Here is a 26,918-nt window from a genome sequence, read left to right as displayed (position 1 = left end):
ACGGACTCGAGCGGCACTCAAGGTGATATTCTAAATAGTCATATCACTTTGCGTGGCTGTTTTTTCGTATTAGCTTTGTAAATGAATCAGAGGGCATAGGGCGGTACATAAAAAAACCTTGCGCCATTTCGCAGTGAGTCTTTGATACGTAATCAAGCGTTTCTTGATCCTCTATTCCCTCTGCAATAATAGCTAAATCTAAGTTATGACCAATATCGATAATACACTTGGCAATGGCAGCGCTTTGTTCATCAGTAATGACATTTTGTAAGAACGATTTGTCTATTTTTAAGTAATCGATAGGCAATAACTGTAAATAACTAAACGACGAGTAACCTTTACCAAAGTCATCCAATGCAAACGCAACACCATAGTGTTTGAGCTTATGCATGGTTTTACTCATCTTCTCTTTATTTTCCATAAAAATAGATTCAGTTAACTCAATAATTAATTGATCGCCACTAATTGATGAGTTTGAAATACTTTCAATAATGTAATCAATAAAATGCTCGTCCTGAAATTCAATAATTGATAGATTAACCGCAAGCTTTAAAGGCGCGATGCCCTCTAGTTGCCATTGCTCTAATAGCGATATAGCCGAGCTAATAGCAAACTCACCTATTTTTTTTATTAATCCAGTTGATTCAGCAATAGGAATAAATAAATCGGGCGGTATAGACTCTCCGCTAGCCGTAAACCAGCGCATCAACACTTCAGCCCCCAAAATCTGATTGCAGTCTAAACCTATTTTAGGCTGTAGATATATTTCTAATTCTTGGTTGTCAATCGCTTTGCGAAGTTCGCGCTCAATATCCATTTGTTCACGGGCATGAGCTTCTAATTTCCTATGATAAAAACGGTAGGCATTTTTGCCATTATTTTTGGCATCATACATCGCCATATCGGCGTTACTAAGCAAGGAGTCGGGCGTAATACCATCTTGTGGATACAATGCAATTCCAATACTTGATGATACATATTGAGGTCGACTATTTATAATAAATTCTTTACTTATTGTCTCTAACAACGCCTCGCACAAGTTTTCAATATTATTTTTTGACTTAACAAGCTCAACAAGTATTACAAACTCATCACCACCTATTCGGGCGAGTGTGTCTTGCTTTCTTAAACGGTGGTTAATACGCTCTACCATTTTGATTAGTAGTTCGTCGCCGCCTTTGTGGCCCTCAGTGTCGTTAACTCGCTTAAAGTTGTCTAGGTCTAAAAAGAGCACTGCGGTCATCGAATCATCGCGTCTTGCGAGTGTTAGTGAATGCTCAAGACGGTCCATAAATAATTGACGGTTTGCTAATCCAGTTAGGGCGTCATGGTAGGCTTGAAAATGAATGATTTCTTCATGTTCTTTTTCAACGCTGATATCACGAATACAAAATACACGACCAATAAGTTGGCCATTTTTAAGCTGAGGGAGTGAGCGGTAACTATAATGTTTGTCGTCGATAGATTCAAACTCGCCACTCAATGCCTGTTTTGAGTCTGCTTTTAATTGCGCGATAATATCGGCGCTTTTGTTGCCTTTTTTTATTACTTTATCTATTTGGCTAAAGTAATTATATGCGTTTAAATTAAAGCGCTCGAAGAACTCTCTGGCCATTATATTGGCGCTCACAACGTTACCTTTTAGGTCTAGCACAGTAACTTGTTCGCCTATAGCGTCAAATGTTGCATTAAGCACGCTAATTGAATGTTCTAATTGTTGCTGTGTATCAGAAAGCTCATTAAGCTGGTTTTTAAGTAAATCATTACGTTCGTTTAATTCGTTAGACGTAATAAATAATGAGCGCTCTAAAATATTGATTTCGCGCTCATTCAGTTCATAAGCATCAGATACCCGCGATATAATATCGGCATACTCTTGAACAAAGCTTTCATCCACCTTACTACGTTTTAACTGGCGTGCTAACAGTTTATGCAACTTGTAAACCTCCTAGTCTTCACTTAATAAAGTCAGGGTCATGGTTTGATTATGTAAATGACACGGCCCCAGTGGTACATGAGGCGATAACTCGCCGTAAGAGTAAAAGCCGGTTCTAGTACAGTTTTCGGGAAGTAAGTCTGCAATTGTTTCAAGCTCTTCTTCAATTAATTGGTCGAGTATTATTCGTCGGCCAACACAACTCACTAAAAGCGCAAGGCTAGGCTGGTTGCTGCCCATCATTTGTATGGCTGCTTCACCTGCCTGTTGTGCTCCATCAATCAGATTTTCGTAGTTTGCGCGCATTAGTTGGCATTTAGCACCTTCAGGAAGATTACCTGCAAAGGTCATGCTTTTTTTATCTTCATCAATACTTAAAATGGTTCTGACTACGGATTGTTCTTCACCAACTTCTTGCATAGATAGCGGGAATAATAAAGCAGAGCTTGGCAGCCCGTCAGCGTATTCACCTAGCATCGTTTTGTACAATTCCAGTGAAGGACTGTGGTCTATTTCATAAAGGGTATTTTTAGTTGATTTGGTAATTTCGCGTATAGGGCCAAATGGTTTCCACCCGCCCATGGTGCCATGGCTAATATTTAACTTTTCGCCATAAAACCCAACAAGAACTACCAAGCCTTTAGTTACGTTATCATTGTGCCATACTATGGTTTCTTTAAAGCGAGCCTGATCACCCGCTAAGCCACCAGTTACAAGTACGTTTTTAGGTAATGCGCCAGTAATACTCTCAATGAGCTCGCTGCCATTTATAAGCTGTCCATCAGAAACAACAAACACATAACGTAAGCCATTATGATCTAATTGATTTACAAGTGCGGTGCCCAAAGAGCTTGAGTCGGCATAGTTACTAATGTTATCTGACTTGGCAACAACATGACTTTTCTCAAAGTGGACGGCGGTCAGCGCTATGCTTTCGTCGTGTATTTCACTACCTTGAATTTCTCCGCTGGTAGAGCACCCTAAGATTTCAGCCTCAGGGAAAGATGATTTTAATTGAGACAACATGTGTGATGTTGCCATGGCATGTCTGTCACCAAAAGCAAATACTAATGCAGCATCAGATTTTTTAGGTAGCGACGTTTGCCATTTGCCTTCTTTATAAATAGATTGAAAAGTGTTCATAATTTAAAGGCTTTCCCGCACAGCTATGTTATTAATAATATAGATTATAGGGTAAATGCAGGTAAATTCACATTTGTTACGTTTAATTAACGCTCTTTTGAAGTGCTTACCACTTTATATATTAAGTATTTAACCCTTTTAGATAGGAAATTAGACTTAACATTTAAAAGTTGATTTTTTGCTTAAATACAATGAAATCCAACTTAAATGTTTTAGCGTATAATGTAATTAAGTATCATGTTTACAACACGGTTTTAAGAACGTTCATATGACTCAGCTAAGTGCCAAACAAAATATTCAAGCAATTGTTAAAGCTATAAAAGCCGAAGAGGCAGTACTTCGCCAAAAATACCCTTTGCTTGCTCATCAAAATACCATTGGGCTTGTTATATTATTGCTCTCGTTGAGTGCTTTAATTGGTGTTGGTGTTTTGTATTACCTTGCCATTATACCTGCATGGGCTTGTATTATTTTGGCAGCTATGGCGGCTTCGATTTCTCACGAACTTGAGCATGATCTCATTCATAAACAGTATTTTAGTAACCAGCCTTTAATCCATAATTTTATGATGTTAACTGTTTGGTTAATGAGGCCAAACACCATTAGCCCATGGTATCGCCGCAAAATGCATTTACATCATCATAAAACATCAGGTACGGAGCAAGATCTCGAAGAGCGCTTAGTGGGCAATGGCATTAAAAATCCATTTATGCGTGCGCTTGTTATTGTGGACGGTTTACTCGGTTTAGTTATTAATACCAAACGTTTTAGTAAAGAAATTAAAGGATTTAGTTTTTTAAGCGTGTTTAATGCGGGCTTTCCAGTAACAACTACATACTTCATTATTTTGTATAGCGTAATTATATTTCACACAGTTAACTTTTTTGTACCCATTGAAGCAAGCACTCCGGCACTAGCGTTAGAGGTTTTAAATGTGTTTGAATTTATGATGATTGTGTTAATTGTGCCTAATATAGTGCGTTCAAGCTCGCTTAATTTTGTCACATCAAGCATGCATTACTATGGCGGCGTTAATAACATGCTAGAGCAAACTCATGTACTAACAAGCCGTTTATTTATGCCGTTTCACTTGTTTTGTTTTAATTTTGGTAAAACGCATACCATCCATCACTTTGTACCAAATCAGCCATTTTATTTACGCCAAATGTTAAGCAAAAAAATACTCGACGTAATGCGCCAGCATAATGTACGGTTTAATGATTTTAACAGCATTAAAAATGCCAATGCTTATAAAGCCCAAGCTAATTAATGCAAAAGCAATTTGAGCTTTATTTTTAAAACCAATCGTATTTGCGATTGTTTTTTTTTAATTACATTTACCAATTTAATTAAGTTGTAGTATCGCAGAGTAAATCTATGTCGTCTGTGCGATTTAAGGATAGTGCATTTAAAATGGTGTAGGCTATAACTCAACAGCACTTTTCGATAACACTAAATCGGTTGTTGGGCTTCATTAAAATAATAAAGGAAAACAGGATGAAAAAATCACTACTTTCAGTGGCATTAGGTTTTGCTGCACTTGGTACGGTTAACGCGCAGGCAAACCTTGATCAACACGTTAAAAATGTAGAGCAGCAGGTAATTGAATGGCGACGTGACTTTCACCAAAACCCTGAGCTTGGTAATCGCGAAACACGTACCGCAGGCATTGTGGCTAAACACTTAAAGTCGTTAGGTATGCAAGTACAAACCGATATTGCTTACACCGGTGTTGTGGGTATTTTAAAAGGCGCAAAGCCTGGTCCTACGGTAATGCTACGCGCCGATATGGATGCACTACCGGTAACAGAAAAAACAGATGTGCCATTTAAATCAACCAAAACCACAAATTTCCGCGGTGTAGATGTGGGTGTAATGCATGCCTGTGGGCACGACACGCATGTAGCCATGTTGATGGGCGCAGCACAAGTATTGGCCGATATGAAAAGCGAGCTGCACGGTAATATTATGTTTGTGTTTCAGCCAGCTGAAGAGGGCGCACCTATTGGCGAGGAAGGCGGTGCAGAATTGATGCTCAAAGAGGGGATATTTACCAAATATAAACCCGACGTGGCATTTGGTCTTCACATAACATCGAGCTTACACAGCGGCAAAATTGGTTACAGAAGCGGCCCTGCTATGGCCAGTTCTGATAGGTTTGAAATTACTGTTAATGGTCGTCAAGCACATGGTTCAGCACCGTGGACTGGGGTTGACCCTATTGCAGCGGCTGCACAAATTGTAACGGGTGTTAATCATATTGTGAGCCGCCAAGTAAATATAACCAAAGAGCCCGCAATTGTGTCGTTTGGCAAAATAGCAGGTGGAGTGCGCAATAATATAATTCCTGAAAAAGTTGAAATGGTAGGTACAATTCGCAATTTTGATATGAATAATAGAGCACAGATTTTTGAAAAAATAAAAACAACGGCTACACATATTGCTAAGTCGTCGGGAGCAACTGCCGATGTGCATATTCATGAAGGTTACCCAGTAACGGTGAATAACCCTGAGCTTACTGCGCAAATGCTGCCAACCCTCGCAAAAGCGGCGGGTAAAAATAACGTAGTGGAAATGAATAAGATTACAGGTGCAGAAGACTTTTCGTTTTATGCATTAGAAGTCCCAAGTGTCTTTGTATTTTTAGGTGGTACGCCAAGTAGCCAAGATTTAAAAACGGTACCAAGTAATCATTCACCTTATTTTTATGCTGACGAATCATCGTTTAAAGTAGGGACTAAGGCATTAAGCCTGCTCGCTGTAGATTACTTAGATAGTAAAAAGTAGGCTGCTAACAATTGAGTTAGTAAAAGTCATAAGCTAACTCAATGTATTTTAAGCGCAGTACGTAAAGATGTGTGAAGGCTCTATAGGCCTATGTTAGAGGATTACTATATGAAAATCACAGGAAGCTGTTTTTGTGGCGATATAACTTATGAGGCCACCACACAAAATAATAACGTAGTAGTATGTCATTGCAGTGATTGCCAACGGATGTCGAGTGGACCATTTAGAGCCGTTGTAATTGCAGATCCTAATTCGGTTGATTTTACAAAAGGACAACCGAAAGAGTATGTAAAAACAGCGCAAAGTGGCAATAAGCGAGCGCAAGGTTTTTGTGCAAATTGCGGTACGTCACTTTATGCAACAAATGAGTCTCCTATCGATCGTATATATGGGTTGCGTTTAGGTTCGATTGATCAGCGCGATTTGTTTAAACCTTCAATACAAATTTGGACAAAGTCAGCATTGCCTTGGCTTGATGATTTACATCATGTTGATGCATTTGATAGCACCCCAAAGAATTAGTCTTATAAATGCTTTAAACCTCATTCCTGCAGTAAATAAAGCGACTTATACGTATATAAGCCGCTTTATTTTAATAGCTTTATTTACCAAGTATACGATGCCGATAACATGGCATTGCGTGGTTTACCCGGAAAATATCTATCGCCAGTAAAACTGGTGTAATCAGCTCGCTCTGCATACGCTTTATTGGTCACATTTATAATACGAGCCATAACTTCAATATTTTTTGTTGCTTGCCACTGGGCGCGTAAGCTAAGAACCGAATGGCCTTCGTATTCATTTAAGTTCTCAGGGTCTGTGTAGTAATGGCCAACATGATGCCATTGAAGTGCAAATTGGGTGTTGTTACGTGCTTGCCACGTAATATCAATATTAGCAATGTTGCGTGGTGCGGTATCTATGTCGTTGCCATTTATGTTTAGGCCGTTAATAACTTGGTTGTTAGTGTAACTATGTTTAGCATGTGTACCTGCAAAGTTAACCGACACGTTATTGGGTAATTGATAATTAAGTTCAAGTTCCACACCTCGATGGCGAGAGCTGCCATCATTTACAGTGAAAAAGTCGCTATCACGGTAAATAGTATTGTGTTTACTCATAGCATATACAGATAAGCTGTAATTAAATGCACTGTATAATCCTTTTATACCAAACTCAGCGTTATTAGCTATTTCTGGGTTTAAATTAGCGGTGGTCTGCTCGCGTTGTAATTGATATAACTCAGCAGCTTGTGGCGCTCGGTAACCGCGAGAAAAGTTAGCGTAAAACGTGTTATTACTGTTGTATTGGTAACTTATTCCAAGTTTAGGTGAGGCATTACTAAAGCTATTTTTAGTGCTGGCAGGACGACTGTATCGGCACCCACCAAACCCGCACTCGCTACCATCTTCTTTTGTTCTGCCCGCAAGCATATTATTTGTGTAGTCGTACTGCATGTGCTCGTAACGAACCCCGGCCGTTAATAGCCATTTATTTAATTGCCAATTCACGGATGCAAATGGTGCATAAAGTGTGGCATTGACGTTGTAATCATAATGTTTACCCTGTGGCACGGTAGCCACTAAAAATGCCGAACCTTGCGTTGCCTCGTTTTGACTTTGTAAAAAGTCGGCTTGGGTGTACTCGCCATCTAAGCCTAAGTTCAGAGTTACATTGTTATTTATACTGTGCTTATAAAGCGATTGAACACCAATACCTGTTTGGCTGTTTTTTTCAAGCGGTGTACCTGGTAAAAAGTGCTTAAAAAAGTCCATACTTTGATCGCGCATATACACAGTGGTAGAAAGTACATCGTTATTGGCTAATTGCCATGTTGCATTGCTCCACGCTCGCAAAGATGTTGCCTTTCTAAATGCATCAGGATCGAAGTTTTGCTGTGCTATATCTTCATTTTTATAGCTTTCAAACCCAGTAATAAAACCAGCTGTTTGCTGATCTAAATGTGTATAAGTTATACCTGATGTGAGCAATAGATTATCGCGCTCTAGACGATGGCGTATATTTACTTTTTGTTGCTTAACACTTTCATCATCACGGTACCCTGTATCGTCAGTAATACTGGCGTTTATGCCAATTCCGCTGTTTCCATAGTCTTGCCCTGCACGTAATTTAACGCGTGCATAGCCATATGAGCCATAATCTACGCCAAATAAGCCGCCGCCTTGAGTTGTGTCGGGTGTTATTACATTAATAACACCATGCACAGCATTTGAGCCGTATAAAACTGAGCCCGGCCCTTTTAACACCTCAATACGTTGGGCCATTTCACTATGCGATTCAAAAAGCTCATTTATATTACAAAAGCCCGCAGCGCGAAGAGGAATACCATCTTCTAAAGTTAGCACACCACCACATGCGCCAGCCCCAGACAAAACTGGCGAGCGAAGCGCAGGCAAATATTCTTGTCCATTGCCGCGCTGTACATTAGCACCAGCAACGCGTTGCAGGGCTTCTTCAATGTGAGTGGGTGCAATGCTCTTAAGTTGCGCCTCGGTTAGGGTAGAAATAGACAATGGAAGGGGTGTAGAAAGCGCTTCGACCCTCGATGCTGTGGTGGTAATGACTTCAATTGAGTCTGTACTTTTCTGATCAGCTACAACAGTTTGGCTAAACGGCAAAATGAGCGGCAAACAATAATATTTCATACATACCTAAAACGTTTGGGGAAATAGCTTGGTTAAATGATATGTGGTTTTTATAGGCTTTTAAACTTGTTGCGTTAAAGTGCATGTATAACCGTAAATTATTGTTCGTAATATTGCTTTATTTGCTTATCAATTAAATTTATATCGACTACACCCGGCTTAAATGCAATATAAACAGGTAAGCTGGATTCATGGAACTGACGAGCGTGAATGCCGACACTATTTTTTGCAAACCAAAGCCCAGCTTGATAATTAGTGATTATAAAATCAACACGCTTTTTTTCTAATAACTTGAAAGAATCTGACGTTGAAAGTGCATGCATTATATTTTTAGGCAATATTTTGTATTTATCAGCTATTTCATTAGGTAAGGCAACGCCTCGGAGCATAGCTATTCTAGTGCTAGAAAAGTCCTTGTTATTTAGGGTACTTTTATCTAAAGCAAATAATCCAAATTTGGTGACATGTGTAGGGTGCTGAGTAAACTCTAAATGCTTCTCACGTAGGGTATTTGTTGCTAAAGAGAAATAACAGTCGTAATAGTTAAGGGTCATTTCTTTTTTTACGCGTGCCCAAGGTAAGTGTATTACTTTAATGTTTAAGCCTAAACTTTGATTTAAGTAATTTATCAGATCAATGTCTGAACCCGTAAATGTGTTTTTTTGCTCATCAAAAATAGTATAAGGCGGGTAGTGAGTTGTAACGCAGCGTAATGTTTTACCTGACTCGGCAACTGCTAACGATGACGCCATTAAAGCGAAGATTAATAAAATAAAACGCATGACTAGCAAATCCATTTTCTTTTAAGTATATAAGCTATTTTTAAATTTTAAAGTGAGTGATGAAATTGATGATCTACGCGTTTTTAAGTCGCGTATAAGATTAATTTTTGGAACACACCATGTTTAACGCAGAGCAGCAATCACGCATTATAGAAATGGCGTGGGAAGATAGAACGCCATTCGAAGCCATTGAACAACTATACGGATTAAAATACCCTCAGCTCGTCGTTTTTATGCGAGAGCACATCTCTAAAGGGAGCTTTAAAGTGTGGCGTAAGCGCCACGCAGGGCGTAAAACTAAGCACTTAAAGTTACGCGATCCCGCTATTATGCGCAGTCATTGTAAAACTCAGTACAAACACCGTTAACACCGTAAATTTAAGCGCTATTTCATTTGATGTTCATCCTAGCTTGTTAGTCTTAGATGACTATTAGCACTGGAGATACTTATGAAAGCAGCTATTTATATCACACTCATCACACTTGCGCTGTCATCTGTTGGGGCACAAGCTAACCCAAACAAAGACAATCATGGCCAGCACCAAGGTAAAAAGGTTGGCCATAAAAAGCACAAGCATCATGATCATAACTCTCTTTCTAAAAAAGAGAAAAAGCAGTTACTTCGTGCAGGGTGGACTCCGCCAGGGTTAACTAAGCGTTACCATAGAGGCGATTACCTAGACCGCAACGTATATAAACAAGGCCGCGTTATTGAACGTTCTAGAGATAATGGTACAGTAAGTATAAAAATAGACAGTACAGTTATACACATGGTGCACGATACCCGAGAAATACTTTCAATTTTAACTCGTTAAGTACAATTTATAAGGATATTTAAATGCTCATTGCACTGGCTATAATCATTGGCTTTTTTTTATTAGTGACCTTGTTACCTATGTCGTACAGTCAGCACTACTTAGTGCGCAGCTGCGACTTCGTTCGACTACAGGTATTTTATATAGCCAGCGCTGTTGCAATTATATCGTTGTATTTACTGTGGCAAAGCGGCAATAGCGGGTATTTGTATACTGCTTTAACCGCATTACTAACCATGGCATTACAAGGTAAGTGGATATTTCCATACACTTGGCTTGCTAAAAAAGAAGTTAAAACGGCCTCAGTGAGCGAAGCTCACAGTGTTAGAATCATGTCGGCTAATGTGCTTATGTCAAACCATAATAGTGAGCAACTAATCTCACTGGTTGATAAACACCAGCCCGATTTATTAATTACCCTTGAAAGCGACAGCTGGTGGGAAAATAAATTAGCTGTTCTTAAAAAAAACTACCCCTATTATATTGAATGCCCTAAAGACAACCGCTACGGCATGCATTTATACAGTAAATTTAAAATTCTTGATGCGCAAATATGTGAGCTCATTGAAGATGATATTCCTTCAATTCATATCCTGTTCGAAAACAATGAAGGTCTTGAAATGCAAGGGCACTTTATACACCCCGCGCCACCAAGCCCAACTGAAGAAGATTCATCGCGCCCACGCGACTCAGAACTAATAATGGTTGCCAAAGCAGTTAAAAACCCAACTCGTCCAACAATCGTAGCGGGCGATTTAAACGATGTAGCATGGTCGCGCAGTACGCGATTATTTATGCAAATAAGTGGCTTTTTAGATCCTCGTAAAGGTCGCGGCTTTTATAACACATTCCACGCTGGTTACTTTTTTATGCGCTGGCCGCTCGACCACCTATTTCATAGCCAGGGTTTTAAGGTTAAGCGTATTGAGCGCTTAGCTAAATATGGCTCAGACCACTTTGCGCTGCTTACCGAGCTTTCTTATGAAAATGCCAGTCAGCAGTCATTAGAGGACAAACCCGACGAGTTAAAGCAAGAAGAAGTAGCAGAACTTACCATGAGCAAAGCCGATAAGCGAAAAGTCCCCAGGTTTGAAAAATAGTAATTGTTATTAGGTATATAGGTCGGATAAGCGAAGCGCCAACGACTAAGCATTAACAGATAAATATCTAGCGCCTCGGCAACGTCCTTTGACATGACATCGTCTCATAAGCTTAGTTCGACTGCTTTAATTTTGAAGTTAGCTGGGTAAAACCATGCTTTTCTAGATTGAGTATACCTAGGCATTTTAGCCTCCTCAAAGTAATGAGGAGGTGTCCACTAAAACGGGTGAGGAGCAGTTTTTGCTAGCCAAATACTTTTGTACAACGTGAGCACGGTATTCTGCGCCTCGGTCAGTGTGAAATAATACACTTTCTGTTGGCTGTCGTTTTTTTATCGCAAGCCTTAGGGCCTTTAACGTAAGCTCCGTTGTTTTGTTTTTACCAAACGCCCAGCCGATTACTCGCCGTGAATATAAGTCGATAACCACTGCAAGGTAATGCCAACGAGCACCGACTTTTAAATACGTAATATCGCCAGACCACTGTTGGTTGATTGCCGTGGCCTTTTCACTATCTTTGCGTTTATTTTCTATCTCTTTATAAAAGAACTTAACCTTCGCCGGTTTGCTGTAAGTCTTAAGCGCCCTAGCTCTTAAACCGTTTTCTCGCATTAAGCGGGCAACACGTTTTTGGCTTGTGTTTACACCTTCTTTTTTTAGCGCATGAAATACGCGTGGGCTACCATAGGTTTGATGATTGACATTGAAGACGTGTTTTATCTTCAGCAACAAATTAGCATCTGACAGCGCTCTAGCTGACACTGTACGCTCACGCCAAGCATAAAACCCACTACGCGACACATTAAGCCAAGAACACAAGTATTTGACGCCTAAGGCTTGTCCGAACTTTTGGATGAATCCAAATCGTTCTGATGTACTTCCGCCAGATACCGTTGCCACTTTTTTAGCAGGTCATTCTCCTGCTTGAGACGCTCATTTTCTTTCTTAAGCTTTTGAATGTTATCCAGCTCTTTTTTTGTTGGGAGTTTACTCATTGTTTTGTTGTTGCTTTGATAGCGCGGCGTGTTTTTAAACTTACCTTCTCGATACTCTTTTCGCCAACGACTAAGCATTAACGGATGAATATCCAGCGCCTCGGCAACCTCCTTTGACATGACATCGTCTCGTAAGCTTAGTTCGACTGCTTTGATTTTGAAATTAACGGGGTAAAACCATGTCTTTCTAGGTTGGGTATATCTAGGCATGTTAGCCTCCTCAAAGTGATGAGGAGGTGTCCACTAAAACGGGTGAGGAGCAAACCTCCTTGAAATTCCTTGTTATGTTTACACTACTTCCATGGAATCCATGATTTTGGTGCATGACCTGTTACCGCAACTTTTAAAAATAATAGAAAGCAATAAGGAGCTGATAACATACCGAATACATCCCTAAAACCTAGGTTATCAAAATTGACATTACCGCGTTCAAAAAGTGCAAATAACAAGCTACAAAAAGCAATAAGCCCACAAATAATAAATATTATTGCCAAAATTCTAATAAACAAACTAACTTTTTCACCGTTCCATGGTGCTTCCATAAAACCTCCTTCTAAACATAACGCCCGCTTCAGCTGCGCCGGAACCGGAGTTTTTTTGTGTTAATGTTTGAGCGCAGCGAGTAACACAAAAACACGGAGGTTTTGGCGTCAGACTGGAAGCGCTTGTATGGATAATACATCCATCTTAATTACTATTTAAACCCCTTTCGGGTAATGTGAGACCCAGGCTTAAGCAGCAACTTAAGCTTTCCTTGTCGTAGTTCGATTGAGCAAAGGCTCCTCTGTTGAGAGACCGATAACAAGAACGAACGCGACAAAGGACTCCAAGCACCACACTCGAATAGTCTACTGGGTCTCGAACCCGCATTATGCAAGTAAGAGTTAGCTTATTATGAATACAAAAACAAAGCAAAACATAAACGTAGGTGTTGATACCGGAAAGTACCAACTCGATATTTATATCCGTCCATTGGACATTTACTTCACTGTTCCAAATGATGATAAAGGCATTAAAGAAGCCGTCAAAACGATTAAGAAATACAAGCCTGAGCGCATCGTAATTGAAGCCACTGGTAGGCTTGAAATGCCCTTTATTTTGGCTTGCGCTAATGCCAATTTACCTTTCACAATCGCTAACCCTATTCATGTTAAACGGTTTGCGGGAGCAATAGGTCAACGAGCCAAAACCGATAAGCTTGATGCGCAATTAATTGCGCATTATAGTGAAGCGATTAAACCTAAATTATCACAGCTTAAGCCAGATACCATGCAGGTAATGAGTGATTTAGTGACTCGACGTAACCAGTTGCTTACGATGCAAACAATGGAGAAAAATCGCTTACAAATAATGCCCAAAGCATTGGCGATGACAATCAAACCAGTACTAACTTTATTTAATAATCAGATAAAAAAGATTGAAGAAAAAATCGTTAAACTCATTGAAAGCTGCCCTGAGTACCAGGCTAAAAATATGATATTACAGAGTATGACTGGTATTGGAAAAATAGCTGCTGCATCAATCATCAGTAACCTACCTGAGCTGGGTTACATCAGCAGCAAACAAGCAAGTAGCCTGATTGGTGTTGCCCCAATGAACCGAGAAAGTGGTCGATATAAAGGCCATCGAAAAATTCAGGGTGGTCGACCTCAAGTGAGAACGGTTTTATACATGGCGATGATGTCAGCGATGCAATCAAACCCAGTTTTCAAAGTAACATATCAACGTTTATTAGCAGCAGGGAAACCCAAAAAAGTAGCCATCATCGCCTGTATTAGAAAGATGATTGTGATATTAAATTCGATGCTAAGAGACGGTGTAATGTGGGAAGCGCCAAAAGTTAATAATTAACTATTGACGCCATAGTCTCTTGTTATTTCGGTAAATTGCTTATTTTTTCGTGTACAAAACTCAGGCTGTTTAGCTAAAGCTTCAATGTGAAATAAAGCTTCTTTCGTTGAAATAGGTGCTACATTATTAAGTAATATCCAAGCAAGTTTACTTTTGCCTTTTGTATATAGTTTATATAACAGCCCATTTTCACTTAACCAATCATTAACGATGATTTTAGCTTCTTCACATTGAGGTAGGTAGCCTAGTCTCCTAGAAAATGACTTTAATAATCGCTCGTTTGTAGATTCATTAAAGTTACTGGAAATAATAGCGGAACTTATATTTTCTAACGCATATTTGGCTAACCTATTAGCAATAGGGTGGGGTAATACAGCCATCCACTTACTACGTTGCTGAACTAAGTTTCGACGTTTTAGTTCTATAGCCGATTCAAACATAGTTTTTGAAGGTATTTCTGATAGGTTACTGAGAAATGTAATATCATCACTATATAGCTTATCACTATTAATTTGGAATGAATAAACTAGTGAAAGATATTGAGCTGCCTTTTCGAGTGACTTTTCATTGGTATGGCGTTGATAAAATAGCCTTCTAAATAGTTCTTCATCCCTTAGACTTGAAATGTTTTCGTCTTTACCTATTGTTTCAGCCAAAGCCAAAGCTATTCTTGAGTTGCCGCCTGAAAATTCACTAATTGTTCTAGAGTTTTGCTGACCTAGGTGCTGATATCTAGCGTTAAGTATTTTTTCTATAAGCTCGATTGAAGATGGCTCTAAAGAGAATACTTCAGTCTGCTCTGGTTGGTCTTCTCTTAAATCATATTCGACAGTCAGTAAGTTGGTGTTACTGCTTTCAACGCTGCATAAGGTTGTAAGAGATCTATGTAAGTCAGGTGGGCAGTTATCTATAATTAAAACTGCTTTACGGCCTTCTCCAGCGATTTTTTCTGCTAGAGCTTGTGGCGTTGGTGTTGGAGTGTTGGCCATATCAGTATAGAATACAGCCCTATGGGGTAATGGATTTTCACCAATACGCTCATCAAATAAAGCTTGCACAAATCTAGTTTTTCCAACACCAGATAAACCGACAAGTCTAATAGATGCTTTTTTTCCTAGTAATTTACCGCGAATAAGGCTTAAGCCGTCTAAACCTTTATGTCCTTCATTATTGTTTGACGATGAATCAAGTAACCTAACCTGTTCATCAAAGAAATATTCACCGGATGTTCCATGGGGGCAATTTGCCCAGTTACTATATCCTTCCCATGAGTTTGTATCGTTATAAAACCTAGAATTTATCCATAGCTCATGAAATTCTCTTTTTTTTTGAGATATAAAGCCTTTTATATGAGTGTAAATCTCGTCATTTTTATCATTTGGCTTACAAATGTTTTCATGGCTAACAGCAATAGGAATAGCTCTAACTCCTGCTATTCCTGGATCGGAACTGTCAGGTTTAACAACAGTGATAATACCAAACATTTTTTCAGTTTCTGTTAGGATAAGGTGCCTGATTGCTTTGTGCTGGCACCAACCTCGATACCAAGTATTTAATTCTCTTAGGTTAGGGTCATTTCGACTTAAAGATGCAGCAACAATAGATGGCTGTTTAAAAGTTAGGCACCTTAATAGGCCTTTGGCAATAATATTATGACCATGAGTCGCAATATCTGCACCTAGGTGTGGGGTGCCTAAAAAAGCTACTCCAGAAACTCTGCCCAAAAATTTTTGTGCTTCTTCTCTATCAGTTTGATCATTAGCAATTCGAAGTATTTGCTTTGTAATTAGTCCACCAAGGCTATGACAAACAAATATTATTTCTCCTTCCGCTAATTCGGAGACTCTTAATATGTGTTCAAATATATTTATAGCAAGATCTGGAATACCCATTCCTGAGCTATTAAATTTTAGTTTGGGAGCGTCATATTCCACTGTCCATATATTTAGGTCGCAATTATCTTTAGCTAACCAAATTGGCCAAGCTTCATCTTTAGAGCCATTTTTAAGCCACGTGCCATTTGCGTCCCCTCCTAATCCATGTAGAAAAATAACATGAATATCTTTTATCTCATCAGAATCTGACCTAAGTACTATTTTTGCCACTGTTTTTTCTCTTCAATCCATTGTTCAATATCTACACGCTTAAAACGCCAGCTACCATCAGCTTTAAAGCCAGGGAGTTTACCTTCGCTAGCTAACCGGTACGCCGTTTTTTCGTTGAGTTCTAAATAGATCGCTAACTCTTGAGTAGTGAGTATATCGTCAACCATTCACAATGTCCCCTTAACTTAGATTAATCCTATCATATGAGAAACTAAAGGGGTCACCCATTAGAAAGTACCGGTCAAGCAGGCCGCTGTTTTTTTTGGTCTGTTTATTCAAAACTAAGAACCAAAGGGGTCAAGAACCAAAGGGGTCAAATCTTGACTTCAGACATTAAAGGTCTAAATTTATAATTTACTACTTTTTGAATTGATTGCTATGTCTAGGCCGTTGCGAATAGAGTATGAAAATGCGTTTTATCATGTGATGAATCGTGGAAGAGGGCACGAAAATACCTTTTTGAGCGATGACGACTTTAAGTATTTTTTATACTGCATTGAGCAAGCAAGCCTTCGGTTTAATATTGAAGTGCATTCGTATTGTTTGATGACCAATCATTATCATCTGATAATAAAAACTCCCGATGCTAACTTAGGCCGAGCCATGAAACATATTAATGGCCTTTACACTCAATACTTTAATCGAACACATAACACAGATGGTGCAATGTTCAGGGGCCGATACAAAGCCGTGTTGGTGGATGCTGATAACTACTTATTGCATGTTAGCCGGTATATTCATCGTAACCCAATTGAAACGAGCACCCCATTGGTAGATGACCTTGCTAAGTATAAATGGTCTAGCTATTCAGCTTTTATTAAAAGTGGTGCGACACCTACATGGTTGGTTCGAGATTTTATATTTTCGCTGCAAGGTAAAAAGCGTAAGTATGTTGCGTACAAACAGTTTGTTGAATATAAGTGTAATGAAGAGATAAGCGCTTTTTATGGTGCTAAAAAGTTATTGTCGGTGCTAGGCAGTGATGACTTTATTGAAAGCATTAAAGGCTATATTGCAACATCGAACTATGAAAGCAAGCTTGTTAGTAAAAGGCACTCAGTGAATGATGTAATTACCTACTTGGCTAACCACTTTAATGTTGAGGTAGATGATATAGTAATGGTTAAAAAGGGACGAAAAGAAAAAAACTTACCCCGATGGTATGCTATTAAATTGTGCCAAGATTTAACGGGATTAAATTTGCAGGCATTAGCAGATGTTTTTAATGTTAAACACTATTCTGCCATATCACAAGCTGTTGGTAGATTAAATGCATTAATTATTGAAAATAAGCAGGTTAAATTACAGTGGGAAGCGCTTCGAGGTTGTTTGATGTCTGAAGTCAAGATTTGACCCCTTAATGAGATCTTTAATAAGAGGTTACTATGATTTGTAGGGTGTTTATTTTACTTTGCATTTTTTGCTTTAGCATTGGCTCGTTAAATGCCAGTGAAAAGGGTAAAACCATTACGTTTGCGGTTGGTCACGATCATGACAAAATGCTGATGGAGAATTACCCAATTTATCGTGCTAGTTGGCAATTTTTAAATCAAAGTTTAGCTAAATTAGGATATGAAGTAGACGCCATTATTTTACCATGGGCGAGAGCTAACTATTATACTCAATTAGGAAAAGCTGACGGTCTATTTTTAGCTGCTAACCTGCCAGGACGAGAGCAATGGGCGGTTTTATCAAACCCAATTGGAATGGGAGTATTTGGTGCTTTTTATCATAAGGATAGAAAAGACGAACATGCTATTATTGCGGGTGTTCGTTTAGGTGTGCATGACAAAATATTAACTGGCTATAATACTTATGAGTTGTTAGAAGTTGCCACAGCTCAGCAAGGGTTTAAACTGCTTTTTAACCAAAAGGTAGACCGCCTAATTATGTCAGAAAGTTATGGCAAGTATTTGTTGAGCACTGAGTTAATTGAATTTAAAAACGACATATTATTTGACTCCGATGTAATTGAAAAACGTTCAATTCATGTTGCATTTGCAAAAGATATTGCTGAAAGTTTGAAGGCTATGGCGGTAGTGAATAAAGCGATTGATTTAGGTATGAGAAACCAAAGGGGTCAAATCTTGACTTCGGACATTAGTGATCTAGATTTATAGCTTACTGCTTATGGAGTGAATTGCTATGTCTAGACCATTGAGAATAGAGTATGAAAATGCGTTTTATCATGTGATGAATCGTGGAAGAGGGCACGAAAATACCTTTTTGAGCGATGACGACTTTAAGTATTTTTTATACTGCATTGAGCAAGCAAGCCTTCGCTTTAATATTGAAGTGCATTCGTATTGTTTGATGACCAATCATTACCATCTGCTAATAAAAACTCCCGATGCTAATTTAGGCAAGGCCATGAAGCATATTAACGGCCTTTACACTCAATACTTTAATAGAACACATAACACAGATGGTGCACTGTTCAGGGGCCGATACAAAGCCGTGTTGGTGGATGCTGATAACTACTTATTGCATGTTAGCCGGTATATTCATCGTAACCCAATTGAAACGAGCACCCCGTTGGTAGATGACCTTGCTAAGTACAAATGGTCTAGCTATTCAGCTTTTATTAAAAGTGGTGCGACACCTAAATGGTTGGTTCGAGATTTTATATTTTCGCTGCAAGCTAAAAAGCGTAAGTATGCTGCATACAAACAGTTTGTTGAATATGAGTGTAATGAAGAAGTAAGCGCTTTTTATGGTGCTAAAAAGTTATTGTCGGTGCTAGGCAGTGATGACTTTATTGAAAGCATTAAAGGTTATATTGCAACATCAAACAATGAAAGCAAGCTTGTTAGTAAAAGGCATTCAGCGAATGATGTAATTACCTATTTGGCTAACCACTTTAATGTTGAGGTAGATGATATAGTAATGGTTAAAAAGGGACGAAAAGAAAAAAACTTACCCCGATGGTATGCTATTAAATTGTGCCAAGATTTAACGGGATTAAATTTGCAGGCATTAGCAGATGTTTTTAATGTTAAACACTATTCGGCCATATCAAAAGCTGTTGGTAGATTAAATGCATTAATTATTGAGAATAAGCAGGTTGAATTACAGTGGGAAGCGCTTCGAGGTTGTTTGATGTCTGAAGTCAAGATTTGAACCCTTAATGAGATCTTTAATAAGAGGTTACTATGATTTGTAGGGTGTTTATTTTACTTTGCATTTTTTGCTTTAGCATTGGCTCGTTAAATGCCAGTGAAAAGGGAAAAACCATTACGTTTGCGGTTGGTCACGATCATGACAAAATGCTGATGGAGAATTACCCAATTTATCGTGCTAGTTGGCAATTTTTAAATCACAGTTTAGCTAAATTAGGATATGAAGTAGACGCCATTATTTTACCATGGGCGAGAGCTAACTATTATACTCAATTAGGAAAAGCTGACGGTCTATTTTTAGCTGCTAACCTGCCAGGACGAGAGCAATGGGCGGTTTTATCAAACCCAATTGGAATGGGAGTATTTGGTGCTTTTTATCATAAGGATAGAAAAGACGAACATGCTATTATTGCGGGTGTGCGTTTAGGTGTGCATGACAAAATATTAACTGGCTACAATACTTATGAGTTGTTAGAAGTTGCCACAGCTCAACAAGGGTTTAAACTGCTTTTTAACCAAAAAGTTGACCGCCTAATTATGTCAGAAAGTTATGGCAAGTATTTGTTAAGCACTGAGCTAATTGAATTTAAAAACGACATATTATTTGACTCCGGCATGATTGAAAAGCGTTCTATCCATGTTGCATTTGCAAAAGACATTGCGGAAAGTTTAAAAGCAATGGCGGTAGTGAGTAAAGCCATTGATTTAGGTATGAGCGACGGTACATACCGTGACGTTATGATTAAAAATAAAGTACCTGAAAGTATGTTTTTGCCTAGCCTTGATAAATAGTAATTATATTTTATGTGTTTTTAAGAAAGCCCCGTTGGGTCAGTTTTCTGCTGTTTAATGAGTGAAAATGTAGACTTGCCCTTAGTAACTCTATTTAACCGTCCTGTTGAAGTAAGAGTTGATTAAGAATCTCATAAAAAATATTTTTCTATTTAACGACCCATAAGCAATTTTTAACTAGTTATAAAAAAGGGCAATAATATTGCCCTTTTTTACGCGCTTAAACTTATTTTGATAACTTATAGCGCGACTAGGCTTTGCTCTAGCATTGCCTTTATTTGGTTTACTATTTTAGCTTCTGTTTCGGGTTCGAATTGTTGTATACGTGGGGTATGAATATGCCCTGTAGGTATACTTGAATTAAGCGCATCACGAAGGCGAATACTTCGGTACGATATTTCGTTAGACAAGTATCCACCGCCGCCGCCATTAACCGCAATACTGTTTTTTAGCTCGCCATACGAAGGCGCTTTATAGGTTTTTTCAAGCGTGGTGACTTCACGATTGTCGATAACTTTATAGGGGCCTTTGGCTTGTTGCATGTAATTTACAGGCAAGCTAAATTTTACAAACTCGTTGCCTGGGAGTGGTCGGCCATTAAGTTTTGGTATTACTGGGCTTGTTTGTGTTCCGCCATACACAATATTAGCGTTATCGGGCGCGGTTACACTTCGGCGTTTACCCGGAAAGTGCTCTAAATCAAATTGTGTTCTGCCCATACTAACGGTTACAACCATGTCTACATTATTAAGTGCGTAGTAGGGGGCAAGCAGTGATTCTATTATGCCTTGATCGAAGTCTTCGTAGCGCACAGGCACCATAACGGTGTTAATTTCTGCGCTTATGCCGTTGTAATTAATAACTTGCCCGTCGAGTAATAACGCTGCAACACCTGAGGGGTTACTTTGGTTTATGTTTCTATCGAGTAAAAATGGGTCAAAGCCTGTAAGTAATATTTTTTTAGTGCTGCCTGATGAAAAAGTAAGGTCGGTGCGGCCTCTGCTGCCTTCCTCAAGTAGGGTTAGTAACGTATTGAGTTGAGCCTGCGTAATTGAAAATTTAGGCGGTGTTGTGCGTATTACTTTACTTGAAAGCAGGCGTGCCCAGTAGAGCTCTCGGTCGTCGTAGTTATTGGTATTTATTATGCGTTGCTTGGCGTTTTCCCACAGTTCAAAGCTAAAACGTTGTACTAATGTTTTTGCACTTTTAAAGTTGTTAAGTTCTTTAAATTGTTGCTCAAAACTTGTTACCTGTGGGGTAAATGCTTTTAAAACATTGGGCATTGCCGATTGGGCTTTGTTGATACGCTGTTCTTCAACAGTTAAAGGATTACTTAAAGCAGCGAATGAAGAGGCGATTAAGCTGGTCGCTAATAATACTTTGATCATAATATTCCTAATATAAGGCTGTTGTTTTATATGTAATTTACTATCCTACGATTGCTAGCTTAGAGCAACCTATTAACGTTGAATCGACAGATATTTGCTTTTGTGATTAACTCACTTAGGTTACTGGATTTATAAAGCCAGCATTGAGTCTTTTTTATAAGAAAGTAATTGTGATGGTTACCTTTTACTCAGGTCATATAAATTATGTGGGTAATCGTACACAGTCTATTACAGGAATATAGTAAGCGTTCATATCTATATTGTTTAGGGTAATTATGGCTGGTGGAGTGATAGGAAGGTTAAACCTCTTGTAAACACTAATATTACAAGAGGTATTAATTTAAATCTTATTTGGATTGACGTTTGTCGAGAATATAACGCACTGCCATTCTTGCTACGCCGGCTCCAATGCCTGAAACTACCGCCCATGTTACTGCTTCTTTAAGATCGGTATTTTCACTTGGCTTGTCTTTTGGGGCTGGTTCGTTGGTAACCTTTTCCCACGATTTTTGTAAAGTTTTCCTTGTTAACATACCGGCAGATGCAGCAGCAAGTCCTATACCTAAGGTCGTAATTAGTTGTTTATTACTCATAATGTTCTCCTTTTAATAACTATAAATAGACGTTATTTATGTTTAATTTTTAAAGTATGAACATGCGTAACAGCAAGTTACGTTCCGAAAGGCAACATTGCCTATATTAAGTCGTGTTGAATATTGTTTATATAGTAAATACTTTTGCCCTATGAAAACTTGTTTTGTTAAATGTCATGCACCTACAGTCAAAAAATAATAATTTACTATTTTTGGTTGATGAAAAGTTAACAAAGTGGCTTTGTAATGACTGGGATAATTTACATTTCATGACACAGGAATAATAATGAATGATTTAATAAACGATATTGATGTTAATCAGTATCTACCCGCCGCACTTGAATGGTCTACTAATATTTTACTCGCAATTGTAATACTGCTAGTAGGTTTATGGTTTGCAGGAAAGGTTAGAAATTTAATTGTTGGCTTATGCCATAAATATACTCATTTAGATGATACGCTATTTCGCTTTTTAGGCAGTATGGCCCGTTACATTATTTTAGCGTTTGTGTTTATTGCAGTGTTAAATCGTTTTGGTGTACAAACGGCTTCAATTATTGCGTTATTAGGCGCTGCAGGTTTAGCAATTGGTTTAGCACTACAAGGTGCTATGTCTAACTTGGCTGCAGGTGTAATGCTATTAATATTTAGGCCTTATAAGGTAAATGATTTTATTGAAGCCGCAGGTCGTTTTGGTAAAGTAACATAAGTGGATATGTTTACGACTATTTTGCAAACGTTCGACAATCAACAAGTTATTATTCCAAACAGCCAAATTTGGGGTGCACAAATTATTAACCACTCGCATCACCCTATTCGTGGCGTAGATATGCATTTTGGTGTGGCTTACGATGAAAATACAGATGCAGTGCGTAGAGTTATTGATAGCGTGTTAGACAGCCATCCACATATTTTAAAAGATCCGGCCCCATTTGTTGAAGTTGAAACACTTAACAATAGCTCTGTCGACTTTTTAGTTCGCCCTTTTTGTAAAGGTGAGCACTACTTTGAAATTTTATATACTGTGCCAGAGCTAATTAAAAAAGCACTTGATGAAAACAATATTGAGATTCCATTCCCTCATCGTAAAGTTATATTAGTAAACGAAAACAAAGATTAGTTAACCAGTAAGCCAATTTTAAAGTGCTTTTTAAGTGTTGAGCCTGGCTTACATAATAACAGTTGATAAAAAATAAAAGCCACTTTGCTAATAAATTTAAACAAAGCGGCTTTTTTATTACTTATTAATAACAAACTCTAATAGCCACTCAGTTTGTTTAGGGCTATTGCACTTCTTCGTCAGTGAATCTAAGTATATCGCCCGGTTGGCAATTTAAATGCTTACAAATGGCATTTAACGTGGAAAACCTGACTGCTTTTGCTCGTCCTGCTTTGAGCACTGATAGGTTTTGTGCCGTTATGCCAATAGCGTGCGCAAGTTCACTTGATTTCATTTTTCGTTTAGCAAGCATTACATCTAAATCAATAATAATAGGCATTAAATAACTAATTCTTGGTCTTGTTGAAGTTTATGGGCTTGTTTCATTATCCATCCGATAACGTAAATAATTAACCCCGATATAAGGCCTATTATATCGGTATCGCTAATTGAAACTACACGCTTAAGCTCTACGTCATCAATAATATTAATGATACTGAAAATTAAGGCAGGGTATAAGGCGACTATAAAAAACTGTAAAACCATTACTGCGCCTAACCATGAAAAACATTGACTATTCTTAGGGCCAAAAATACTGCCATTTCGATACAAGCTAAAAAGGCGTATTAAAATCGCATTTACCAGCAGTAAGAATGCGACTTGAACAAGTCCCAAAAATATAACAGGGTTGTAATTATTGCTTTTAAGGTATGAGGCTGCCTGTTGCCATGAGCCACTTACTTCTAGACCAATCCACATTTTTGTACCACTTTCGCTGCTATAATTTAATAGCTCTGTATTGCTCATTAATACCATGGCACTGCTGACCAACGTTATTAAAAAACCAAAGGCTAATAAAGTTAAAATAAAATTACTCATATATGTGATCTTTTTCATTGTGGTACGTTATTTTTTGTTATTTGAGATAATAGTACAGCATATTTTGATTTTAATTCAGCCCCTTTTAATGCATTACCGTGATGCATCCCTTTTGCTATATATAACTGTTTTTGACTCGATATAGCCTCTTTGTAGAGCTCCTTGGCTAATGAAATAGGTGTTTGCATGTCATTTTCACCCGTCATTATTAGTAGTGGTGATTTATAATCTTGCACCATTTTTAAATTGTTGATGGTTGTTAACTGTTTTGAAAAGTTAATATTTATAAATGGCTTTGCATACCATGGTATACGTGCGCTGGTCATTTGCTTTACGTTTGTAATACTGCCTTCAAGGACCAGACCATCAACAGGGCGCTGTGTTGCAATGTAGCCTGCAATCATGCTGCCCAGCGAGTGACCATGTAAAACGATTGGTATATTGCTTTGTTGTTTAGCAAAGTCGTAAATATCTAGCGCATCTTGTTTCATATTTTTTATGTTAGGTATGCCACTACTTTGCCCATACCCGCGATAATCTAACATTAAGATATTTACTTGCTGCTCGATTAGAATAGTGGCGGGTCCAGCGCTGTTTCTCTGAATAGTAAATTCGTTACCACCAAAATACACAACAGTAGCTTTTGGGTTTGCAATACTTAAATACGTGCCGCGAAGTGTATTTCCATCGTGTGCAGATATTTCGATAGGTGTTATTTGTACTGAATTATTGATGGCTGAAAGTGTGCTTAACGTTATGTTTTTATTTGGTTTAATAAAGTGGGACTCACTAATATTAATTGTTTTACATGCTGTTTGGCTAAGTATTAGTAGTATCAAGATGATTAAATGTAAGGAGTGTTTCATATTTAGATCCATTAAATTAAAACACTAAAATGGCATTTTTATTATTGATAATCAATGTTTAATTATCGTTATTCGATAATTAAATGGTGCAGCTTTTATGATGGGTGGAAATTTTGTTACTTGCCACAGTATTTATACACTTAATATTCTATGAAGCGTTTTTAACATTATTTATAGCTAGTCTTTCATTGAACGCCATGCAAATGTTGAGGCAGCTATAACAATTGCAATGGCTATTCCTAAGTACAGGGTTTCTATTGTGCCGCCAAATTCAACTGCATGTTCTAAAAATAGTATGACAAGAACAACTGAGGTTACTTGTACGAGGGTTATTTTTAAATCATGAAAGTCTTTAATATTAAAAGCGGCTAAAAACTTACTTTCTTTTGATTTAGCAGGCGATATGAATAAGCGGTATAAGCTAATGGCAATTACTTGTAGGGTAATACCGATTAATAGTAAATCGAGAATTTTAAGTAGTTCAACTATGAGGGCTTTACCTGCTTTTGCAGAATCTGGTAGGTCGAGAATGGTTGAAACCACTATATTAAAAACAATATTAATACACGAAACATAAACAAGAAGCGATGATAATGCTGCGGTAATAACCGCGATGACAACTAAAAAACGACTGGTTTGGAATATATTTTCCATGCTGCTCAACTTTATAATTAGACTTAACTTATACGAAGCATAGTATATGTTAGCTCCCTAAGTTACTATTTAAACAGAGTAACTAACGCGAGAACATATTGAATTACTTAGCCCATCTTTATTTTGCAAAGCCAACGGCTGATTCTCATTTTGGAAACTTATTGGGCGATTTTGGTGGCCACAGGCATGTGGCGCAACTGAGTGAGCCTGTAAAAAATGCGCTTAGTAATCACTATTTAGTTGATAAATTTACCGACTCTCACCCAATTGTTAAAGAAGCAAAACAGTATTTTTCACCAATGCGCAGGCGCTTTGCTGGTGTGGCAGTAGATGTTGTGTTTGACCACTTTTTAATTATGCATTGGGAACAGTTTAATGATCAGCCCTTGAGTGATTTTAAACGTAACAGTTTTGGGCTTTTAAATCAGCGGTTAGCGCACATGCCGCCGCGTATGCAGCGGGTTGTTACTAGCATAACTAAACACGATTGGTTTAAAGATTACGAAACCATTAATGGTGTGGGGGATGCGTTGGATAATATTGCTGATCGTATTCGTTTTGCCAACCAATTTACTGGCGCTGCTGAAGATATAAAGCGCCATTACAACCAATTAGATGCCGCTTTTTTAGCGTTTTTTCCAGAATTAATAGCGCATGTAAAAGAGTTTAATACTGAACGCACTTGAGCCTAGAGTGCTTTATTTGTAATTACAGGCAAAGGTTTTTGTTAATGCTGTTTAGTCGTCTGGGCCGTTTAAGGTAAATTTTAGATGCTTTCGCATATCTTTTAAAATAACGCCTTTTTTAAGCATTGCGCCGCTTAATCGTTTTTGCCATTTTAATATGTCAGGCTCGGCAGCATCGAGGGTTTGCTGGTTTTCAAACTGAAAGCACATAAGTAACGAGCCCGGGAATAAGTGATACTCCACGTCAAACCAACATTGCAGCATACCGGGTAGTTCGGCTCGGCCTTGCTCTTCTATTTTATCGGCAACGTTAAGCACAAGCGCTTGTTGTTTTTCTTGCACTTTAGATAGTTTTTTCATTGTAGTGTTCCACTTGAGGGCATAATAATAGCCAGAGTGAGTCATTATACATAAGCTTTTAATGGCCAACACCTTAAAGCTAAGTTAATAATAATTTAGGTATAAATATAAGCTTAAACGCAGTAACTTTACTCGCTGCTTTTAGCATGGTTAACTTGGCGCTGCTTTGTAAAGTGGGGTAAACACGTAAACAATGGTCATTAATTACGCCTGTTTTGTGTATAACAATAATAATTGCAGCC

The 26,918-nt window shown here is 38.2% G+C and carries 26 protein-coding genes and 3 pseudogenes; 13 read left to right on the top strand and 16 right to left on the bottom strand.

Going from position 1 to position 26,918, the window contains the following annotated elements; genetic code table 11:
• Positions 1-43 precede the first annotated feature (43 nt).
• The gene (locus PS1M3_RS13265) at positions 44-1,936 is read right to left on the bottom strand and encodes an EAL domain-containing protein (RefSeq protein WP_203984794.1); all 1,893 of its coding nucleotides are present in this window, start codon (positions 1,934-1,936) and stop codon (positions 44-46) included.
• A gap of 12 nt (positions 1,937-1,948) precedes the next feature.
• Complete coding sequence (locus tag PS1M3_RS13260) at positions 1,949-3,079, bottom strand: FIST signal transduction protein (RefSeq protein WP_203984792.1); 1,131 nt, start codon at positions 3,077-3,079, stop codon at positions 1,949-1,951.
• A gap of 268 nt (positions 3,080-3,347) precedes the next feature.
• Between PS1M3_RS13260 and PS1M3_RS13255 the strand changes: the two genes are divergently transcribed.
• The 3 genes from PS1M3_RS13255 (at position 3,348) to PS1M3_RS13245 (ending at position 6,388) form a co-directional block, all read left to right on the top strand.
• Positions 3,348-4,349 carry a fatty acid desaturase gene (locus tag PS1M3_RS13255; protein WP_203984790.1) on the top strand — a complete coding sequence of 334 codons (1,002 nt, stop codon included), beginning with the start codon at positions 3,348-3,350 and terminating at the stop codon, positions 4,347-4,349.
• A 227-nt stretch (positions 4,350-4,576) separates the two neighbouring features.
• Complete coding sequence (locus PS1M3_RS13250; RefSeq protein WP_203984788.1) at positions 4,577-5,866, top strand: M20 family metallopeptidase; 1,290 nt, start codon at positions 4,577-4,579, stop codon at positions 5,864-5,866.
• Positions 5,867-5,974: 108 nt separating this feature from the next.
• Complete coding sequence (locus PS1M3_RS13245; protein WP_010557825.1) at positions 5,975-6,388, top strand: GFA family protein; 414 nt, start codon at positions 5,975-5,977, stop codon at positions 6,386-6,388.
• A gap of 83 nt (positions 6,389-6,471) precedes the next feature.
• On the opposite strand, the gene PS1M3_RS13240 is transcribed toward PS1M3_RS13245, so the two are convergent.
• Complete coding sequence (locus tag PS1M3_RS13240) at positions 6,472-8,532, bottom strand: TonB-dependent receptor (RefSeq protein ID WP_203984779.1); 2,061 nt, start codon at positions 8,530-8,532, stop codon at positions 6,472-6,474.
• A 98-nt stretch (positions 8,533-8,630) separates the two neighbouring features.
• The gene (locus PS1M3_RS13235) at positions 8,631-9,314 is read right to left on the bottom strand and encodes an ABC transporter substrate-binding protein (RefSeq protein ID WP_203984777.1); all 684 of its coding nucleotides are present in this window, start codon (positions 9,312-9,314) and stop codon (positions 8,631-8,633) included.
• A gap of 119 nt (positions 9,315-9,433) precedes the next feature.
• On the opposite strand from PS1M3_RS13235, the gene PS1M3_RS13230 reads away from it, so the two are divergent.
• From PS1M3_RS13230 to PS1M3_RS13220, 3 genes are all read left to right on the top strand, one after another.
• On the top strand, positions 9,434-9,682 hold the full coding sequence (locus PS1M3_RS13230; protein ID WP_006793686.1) for a TIGR03643 family protein: 249 nt from the start codon (positions 9,434-9,436) through the stop codon (positions 9,680-9,682).
• A gap of 81 nt (positions 9,683-9,763) precedes the next feature.
• Positions 9,764-10,129 (top strand): hypothetical protein, encoded by a 366-nt coding sequence (locus PS1M3_RS13225; protein WP_203984775.1) that lies wholly within the window; start codon positions 9,764-9,766, stop codon positions 10,127-10,129.
• 23 nt (positions 10,130-10,152) lie between these two features.
• Positions 10,153-11,229, top strand: coding sequence for an endonuclease/exonuclease/phosphatase family protein (locus PS1M3_RS13220; RefSeq protein WP_203984773.1), 1,077 nt, complete (start codon positions 10,153-10,155; stop codon positions 11,227-11,229).
• On the opposite strand, the pseudogene PS1M3_RS13215 reads toward PS1M3_RS13220, so the two are convergent.
• The 3 genes and pseudogenes from PS1M3_RS13215 to PS1M3_RS13205 form a co-directional block, all read right to left on the bottom strand.
• Positions 11,217-11,414 (bottom strand): annotated as a pseudogene (locus PS1M3_RS13215) (IS3 family transposase); the annotation flags it as partial. The gene PS1M3_RS13220 and the pseudogene PS1M3_RS13215 sit on opposite strands and share 13 nt — an antisense overlap.
• Before the next feature lie 43 nt (positions 11,415-11,457).
• Positions 11,458-12,434 (bottom strand): annotated as a pseudogene (locus tag PS1M3_RS13210) (IS3 family transposase); the annotation flags it as partial.
• A gap of 83 nt (positions 12,435-12,517) precedes the next feature.
• Complete coding sequence (locus tag PS1M3_RS13205; RefSeq protein WP_010557819.1) at positions 12,518-12,766, bottom strand: hypothetical protein; 249 nt, start codon at positions 12,764-12,766, stop codon at positions 12,518-12,520.
• A gap of 352 nt (positions 12,767-13,118) precedes the next feature.
• On the opposite strand from PS1M3_RS13205, the gene PS1M3_RS13200 reads away from it, so the two are divergent.
• Positions 13,119-14,075: an IS110 family transposase gene (locus PS1M3_RS13200; RefSeq protein WP_203984765.1), complete on the top strand. Its 957-nt coding sequence runs from the start codon at positions 13,119-13,121 to the stop codon at positions 14,073-14,075.
• Here the strand turns inward: PS1M3_RS13200 and PS1M3_RS13195 are convergent.
• Together PS1M3_RS13195 and PS1M3_RS13190 are read right to left on the bottom strand one after the other, a co-directional pair.
• Complete coding sequence (locus PS1M3_RS13195) at positions 14,072-16,180, bottom strand: triacylglycerol lipase (RefSeq protein ID WP_239104457.1); 2,109 nt, start codon at positions 16,178-16,180, stop codon at positions 14,072-14,074. The genes PS1M3_RS13200 and PS1M3_RS13195 overlap by 4 nt on opposite strands.
• Positions 16,168-16,347: a helix-turn-helix domain-containing protein gene (locus PS1M3_RS13190; RefSeq protein ID WP_203984756.1), complete on the bottom strand. Its 180-nt coding sequence runs from the start codon at positions 16,345-16,347 to the stop codon at positions 16,168-16,170. Before PS1M3_RS13190 ends, PS1M3_RS13195 begins: the two co-directional genes overlap by 13 nt.
• A gap of 211 nt (positions 16,348-16,558) precedes the next feature.
• Between PS1M3_RS13190 and PS1M3_RS13185 the strand changes: the two genes are divergently transcribed.
• From PS1M3_RS13185 to PS1M3_RS13170, 4 genes are read left to right on the top strand one after another with little or no spacing between them, the layout of a single operon-like run.
• Positions 16,559-17,533 (top strand): transposase, encoded by a 975-nt coding sequence (locus PS1M3_RS13185; RefSeq protein WP_203984754.1) that lies wholly within the window; start codon positions 16,559-16,561, stop codon positions 17,531-17,533.
• Positions 17,534-17,565: 32 nt separating this feature from the next.
• The gene (locus tag PS1M3_RS13180; RefSeq protein ID WP_203984752.1) at positions 17,566-18,300 is read left to right on the top strand and encodes an ABC transporter substrate-binding protein; all 735 of its coding nucleotides are present in this window, start codon (positions 17,566-17,568) and stop codon (positions 18,298-18,300) included.
• Between the two features lie 25 nt (positions 18,301-18,325).
• Positions 18,326-19,300, top strand: a complete 975-nt coding sequence (locus PS1M3_RS13175; protein WP_203984750.1) for a transposase — start codon at positions 18,326-18,328, stop codon at positions 19,298-19,300.
• A gap of 32 nt (positions 19,301-19,332) precedes the next feature.
• Complete coding sequence (locus PS1M3_RS13170) at positions 19,333-20,091, top strand: ABC transporter substrate-binding protein (protein WP_203984748.1); 759 nt, start codon at positions 19,333-19,335, stop codon at positions 20,089-20,091.
• 239 nt (positions 20,092-20,330) lie between these two features.
• Here the strand turns inward: PS1M3_RS13170 and PS1M3_RS13165 are convergent, their stop codons facing one another.
• Positions 20,331-21,479, bottom strand: coding sequence for a hypothetical protein (locus PS1M3_RS13165; protein ID WP_203984747.1), 1,149 nt, complete (start codon positions 21,477-21,479; stop codon positions 20,331-20,333).
• Positions 21,480-21,826: 347 nt separating this feature from the next.
• Positions 21,827-22,072, bottom strand: coding sequence for a DUF4235 domain-containing protein (locus PS1M3_RS13160; RefSeq protein ID WP_203984745.1), 246 nt, complete (start codon positions 22,070-22,072; stop codon positions 21,827-21,829).
• 286 nt (positions 22,073-22,358) lie between these two features.
• Here PS1M3_RS13160 and PS1M3_RS13155 point away from each other — a divergent pair.
• A pseudogene (locus tag PS1M3_RS13155) lies at positions 22,359-23,192 on the top strand (mechanosensitive ion channel family protein).
• Between the two features lie 163 nt (positions 23,193-23,355).
• On the opposite strand, the gene PS1M3_RS13150 reads toward PS1M3_RS13155, so the two are convergent.
• From PS1M3_RS13150 to PS1M3_RS13135, 4 genes are all read right to left on the bottom strand, one after another.
• Positions 23,356-23,571, bottom strand: a complete 216-nt coding sequence (locus tag PS1M3_RS13150; protein WP_008128810.1) for a helix-turn-helix transcriptional regulator — start codon at positions 23,569-23,571, stop codon at positions 23,356-23,358.
• Positions 23,571-24,110, bottom strand: a complete 540-nt coding sequence (locus tag PS1M3_RS13145; protein WP_008128811.1) for a DUF2975 domain-containing protein — start codon at positions 24,108-24,110, stop codon at positions 23,571-23,573. The genes PS1M3_RS13150 and PS1M3_RS13145 overlap by 1 nt, the downstream gene beginning before the upstream one ends.
• A 14-nt stretch (positions 24,111-24,124) precedes the next feature.
• A complete protein-coding gene (locus PS1M3_RS13140) occupies positions 24,125-24,976 on the bottom strand; it encodes an alpha/beta hydrolase (RefSeq protein WP_008128812.1) in 852 nt (283 codons plus the stop codon).
• A 177-nt stretch (positions 24,977-25,153) separates the two neighbouring features.
• Complete coding sequence (locus PS1M3_RS13135) at positions 25,154-25,630, bottom strand: YqhA family protein (RefSeq protein ID WP_006794802.1); 477 nt, start codon at positions 25,628-25,630, stop codon at positions 25,154-25,156.
• 98 nt (positions 25,631-25,728) lie between these two features.
• On the opposite strand from PS1M3_RS13135, the gene PS1M3_RS13130 reads away from it, so the two are divergent.
• Positions 25,729-26,316: an ACP phosphodiesterase gene (locus PS1M3_RS13130; protein ID WP_203984743.1), complete on the top strand. Its 588-nt coding sequence runs from the start codon at positions 25,729-25,731 to the stop codon at positions 26,314-26,316.
• A 51-nt stretch (positions 26,317-26,367) separates the two neighbouring features.
• Here PS1M3_RS13130 and PS1M3_RS13125 read toward each other — a convergent pair whose 3' ends face one another.
• Complete coding sequence (locus PS1M3_RS13125; RefSeq protein WP_006794804.1) at positions 26,368-26,676, bottom strand: hypothetical protein; 309 nt, start codon at positions 26,674-26,676, stop codon at positions 26,368-26,370.
• Positions 26,677-26,918: the final 242 nt, after the last annotated feature.

This window comes from Pseudoalteromonas sp. PS1M3 (assembly GCF_016865405.1).
In the GTDB taxonomy this organism is placed as follows: domain Bacteria; phylum Pseudomonadota; class Gammaproteobacteria; order Enterobacterales; family Alteromonadaceae; genus Pseudoalteromonas; species Pseudoalteromonas marina.
This window is presented reverse-complemented; position numbering and strand designations above follow the sequence as displayed.

Coding starts and splice junctions, on each gene's coding strand:
- PS1M3_RS13260 (WP_203984792.1), bottom strand. CDS start 3,079: ATGAACACTTTTCAATCTATTTATAAAGAAGGCAAATGGCAAACGTCG.
- PS1M3_RS13255 (WP_203984790.1), top strand. CDS start 3,348: ATGACTCAGCTAAGTGCCAAACAAAATATTCAAGCAATTGTTAAAGCT.
- PS1M3_RS13250 (WP_203984788.1), top strand. CDS start 4,577: ATGAAAAAATCACTACTTTCAGTGGCATTAGGTTTTGCTGCACTTGGT.
- PS1M3_RS13245 (WP_010557825.1), top strand. CDS start 5,975: ATGAAAATCACAGGAAGCTGTTTTTGTGGCGATATAACTTATGAGGCC.
- PS1M3_RS13240 (WP_203984779.1), bottom strand. CDS start 8,532: ATGAAATATTATTGTTTGCCGCTCATTTTGCCGTTTAGCCAAACTGTT.
- PS1M3_RS13235 (WP_203984777.1), bottom strand. CDS start 9,314: ATGCGTTTTATTTTATTAATCTTCGCTTTAATGGCGTCATCGTTAGCA.
- PS1M3_RS13230 (WP_006793686.1), top strand. CDS start 9,434: ATGTTTAACGCAGAGCAGCAATCACGCATTATAGAAATGGCGTGGGAA.
- PS1M3_RS13225 (WP_203984775.1), top strand. CDS start 9,764: ATGAAAGCAGCTATTTATATCACACTCATCACACTTGCGCTGTCATCT.
- PS1M3_RS13220 (WP_203984773.1), top strand. CDS start 10,153: ATGCTCATTGCACTGGCTATAATCATTGGCTTTTTTTTATTAGTGACC.
- PS1M3_RS13205 (WP_010557819.1), bottom strand. CDS start 12,766: ATGGAAGCACCATGGAACGGTGAAAAAGTTAGTTTGTTTATTAGAATT.
- PS1M3_RS13200 (WP_203984765.1), top strand. CDS start 13,119: ATGAATACAAAAACAAAGCAAAACATAAACGTAGGTGTTGATACCGGA.
- PS1M3_RS13190 (WP_203984756.1), bottom strand. CDS start 16,347: ATGGTTGACGATATACTCACTACTCAAGAGTTAGCGATCTATTTAGAA.
- PS1M3_RS13185 (WP_203984754.1), top strand. CDS start 16,559: ATGTCTAGGCCGTTGCGAATAGAGTATGAAAATGCGTTTTATCATGTG.
- PS1M3_RS13180 (WP_203984752.1), top strand. CDS start 17,566: ATGATTTGTAGGGTGTTTATTTTACTTTGCATTTTTTGCTTTAGCATT.
- PS1M3_RS13175 (WP_203984750.1), top strand. CDS start 18,326: ATGTCTAGACCATTGAGAATAGAGTATGAAAATGCGTTTTATCATGTG.
- PS1M3_RS13170 (WP_203984748.1), top strand. CDS start 19,333: ATGATTTGTAGGGTGTTTATTTTACTTTGCATTTTTTGCTTTAGCATT.
- PS1M3_RS13165 (WP_203984747.1), bottom strand. CDS start 21,479: ATGATCAAAGTATTATTAGCGACCAGCTTAATCGCCTCTTCATTCGCT.
- PS1M3_RS13160 (WP_203984745.1), bottom strand. CDS start 22,072: ATGAGTAATAAACAACTAATTACGACCTTAGGTATAGGACTTGCTGCT.
- PS1M3_RS13150 (WP_008128810.1), bottom strand. CDS start 23,571: ATGCCTATTATTATTGATTTAGATGTAATGCTTGCTAAACGAAAAATG.
- PS1M3_RS13145 (WP_008128811.1), bottom strand. CDS start 24,110: ATGAGTAATTTTATTTTAACTTTATTAGCCTTTGGTTTTTTAATAACG.
- PS1M3_RS13140 (WP_008128812.1), bottom strand. CDS start 24,976: ATGAAACACTCCTTACATTTAATCATCTTGATACTACTAATACTTAGC.
- PS1M3_RS13135 (WP_006794802.1), bottom strand. CDS start 25,630: ATGGAAAATATATTCCAAACCAGTCGTTTTTTAGTTGTCATCGCGGTT.
- PS1M3_RS13125 (WP_006794804.1), bottom strand. CDS start 26,676: ATGAAAAAACTATCTAAAGTGCAAGAAAAACAACAAGCGCTTGTGCTT.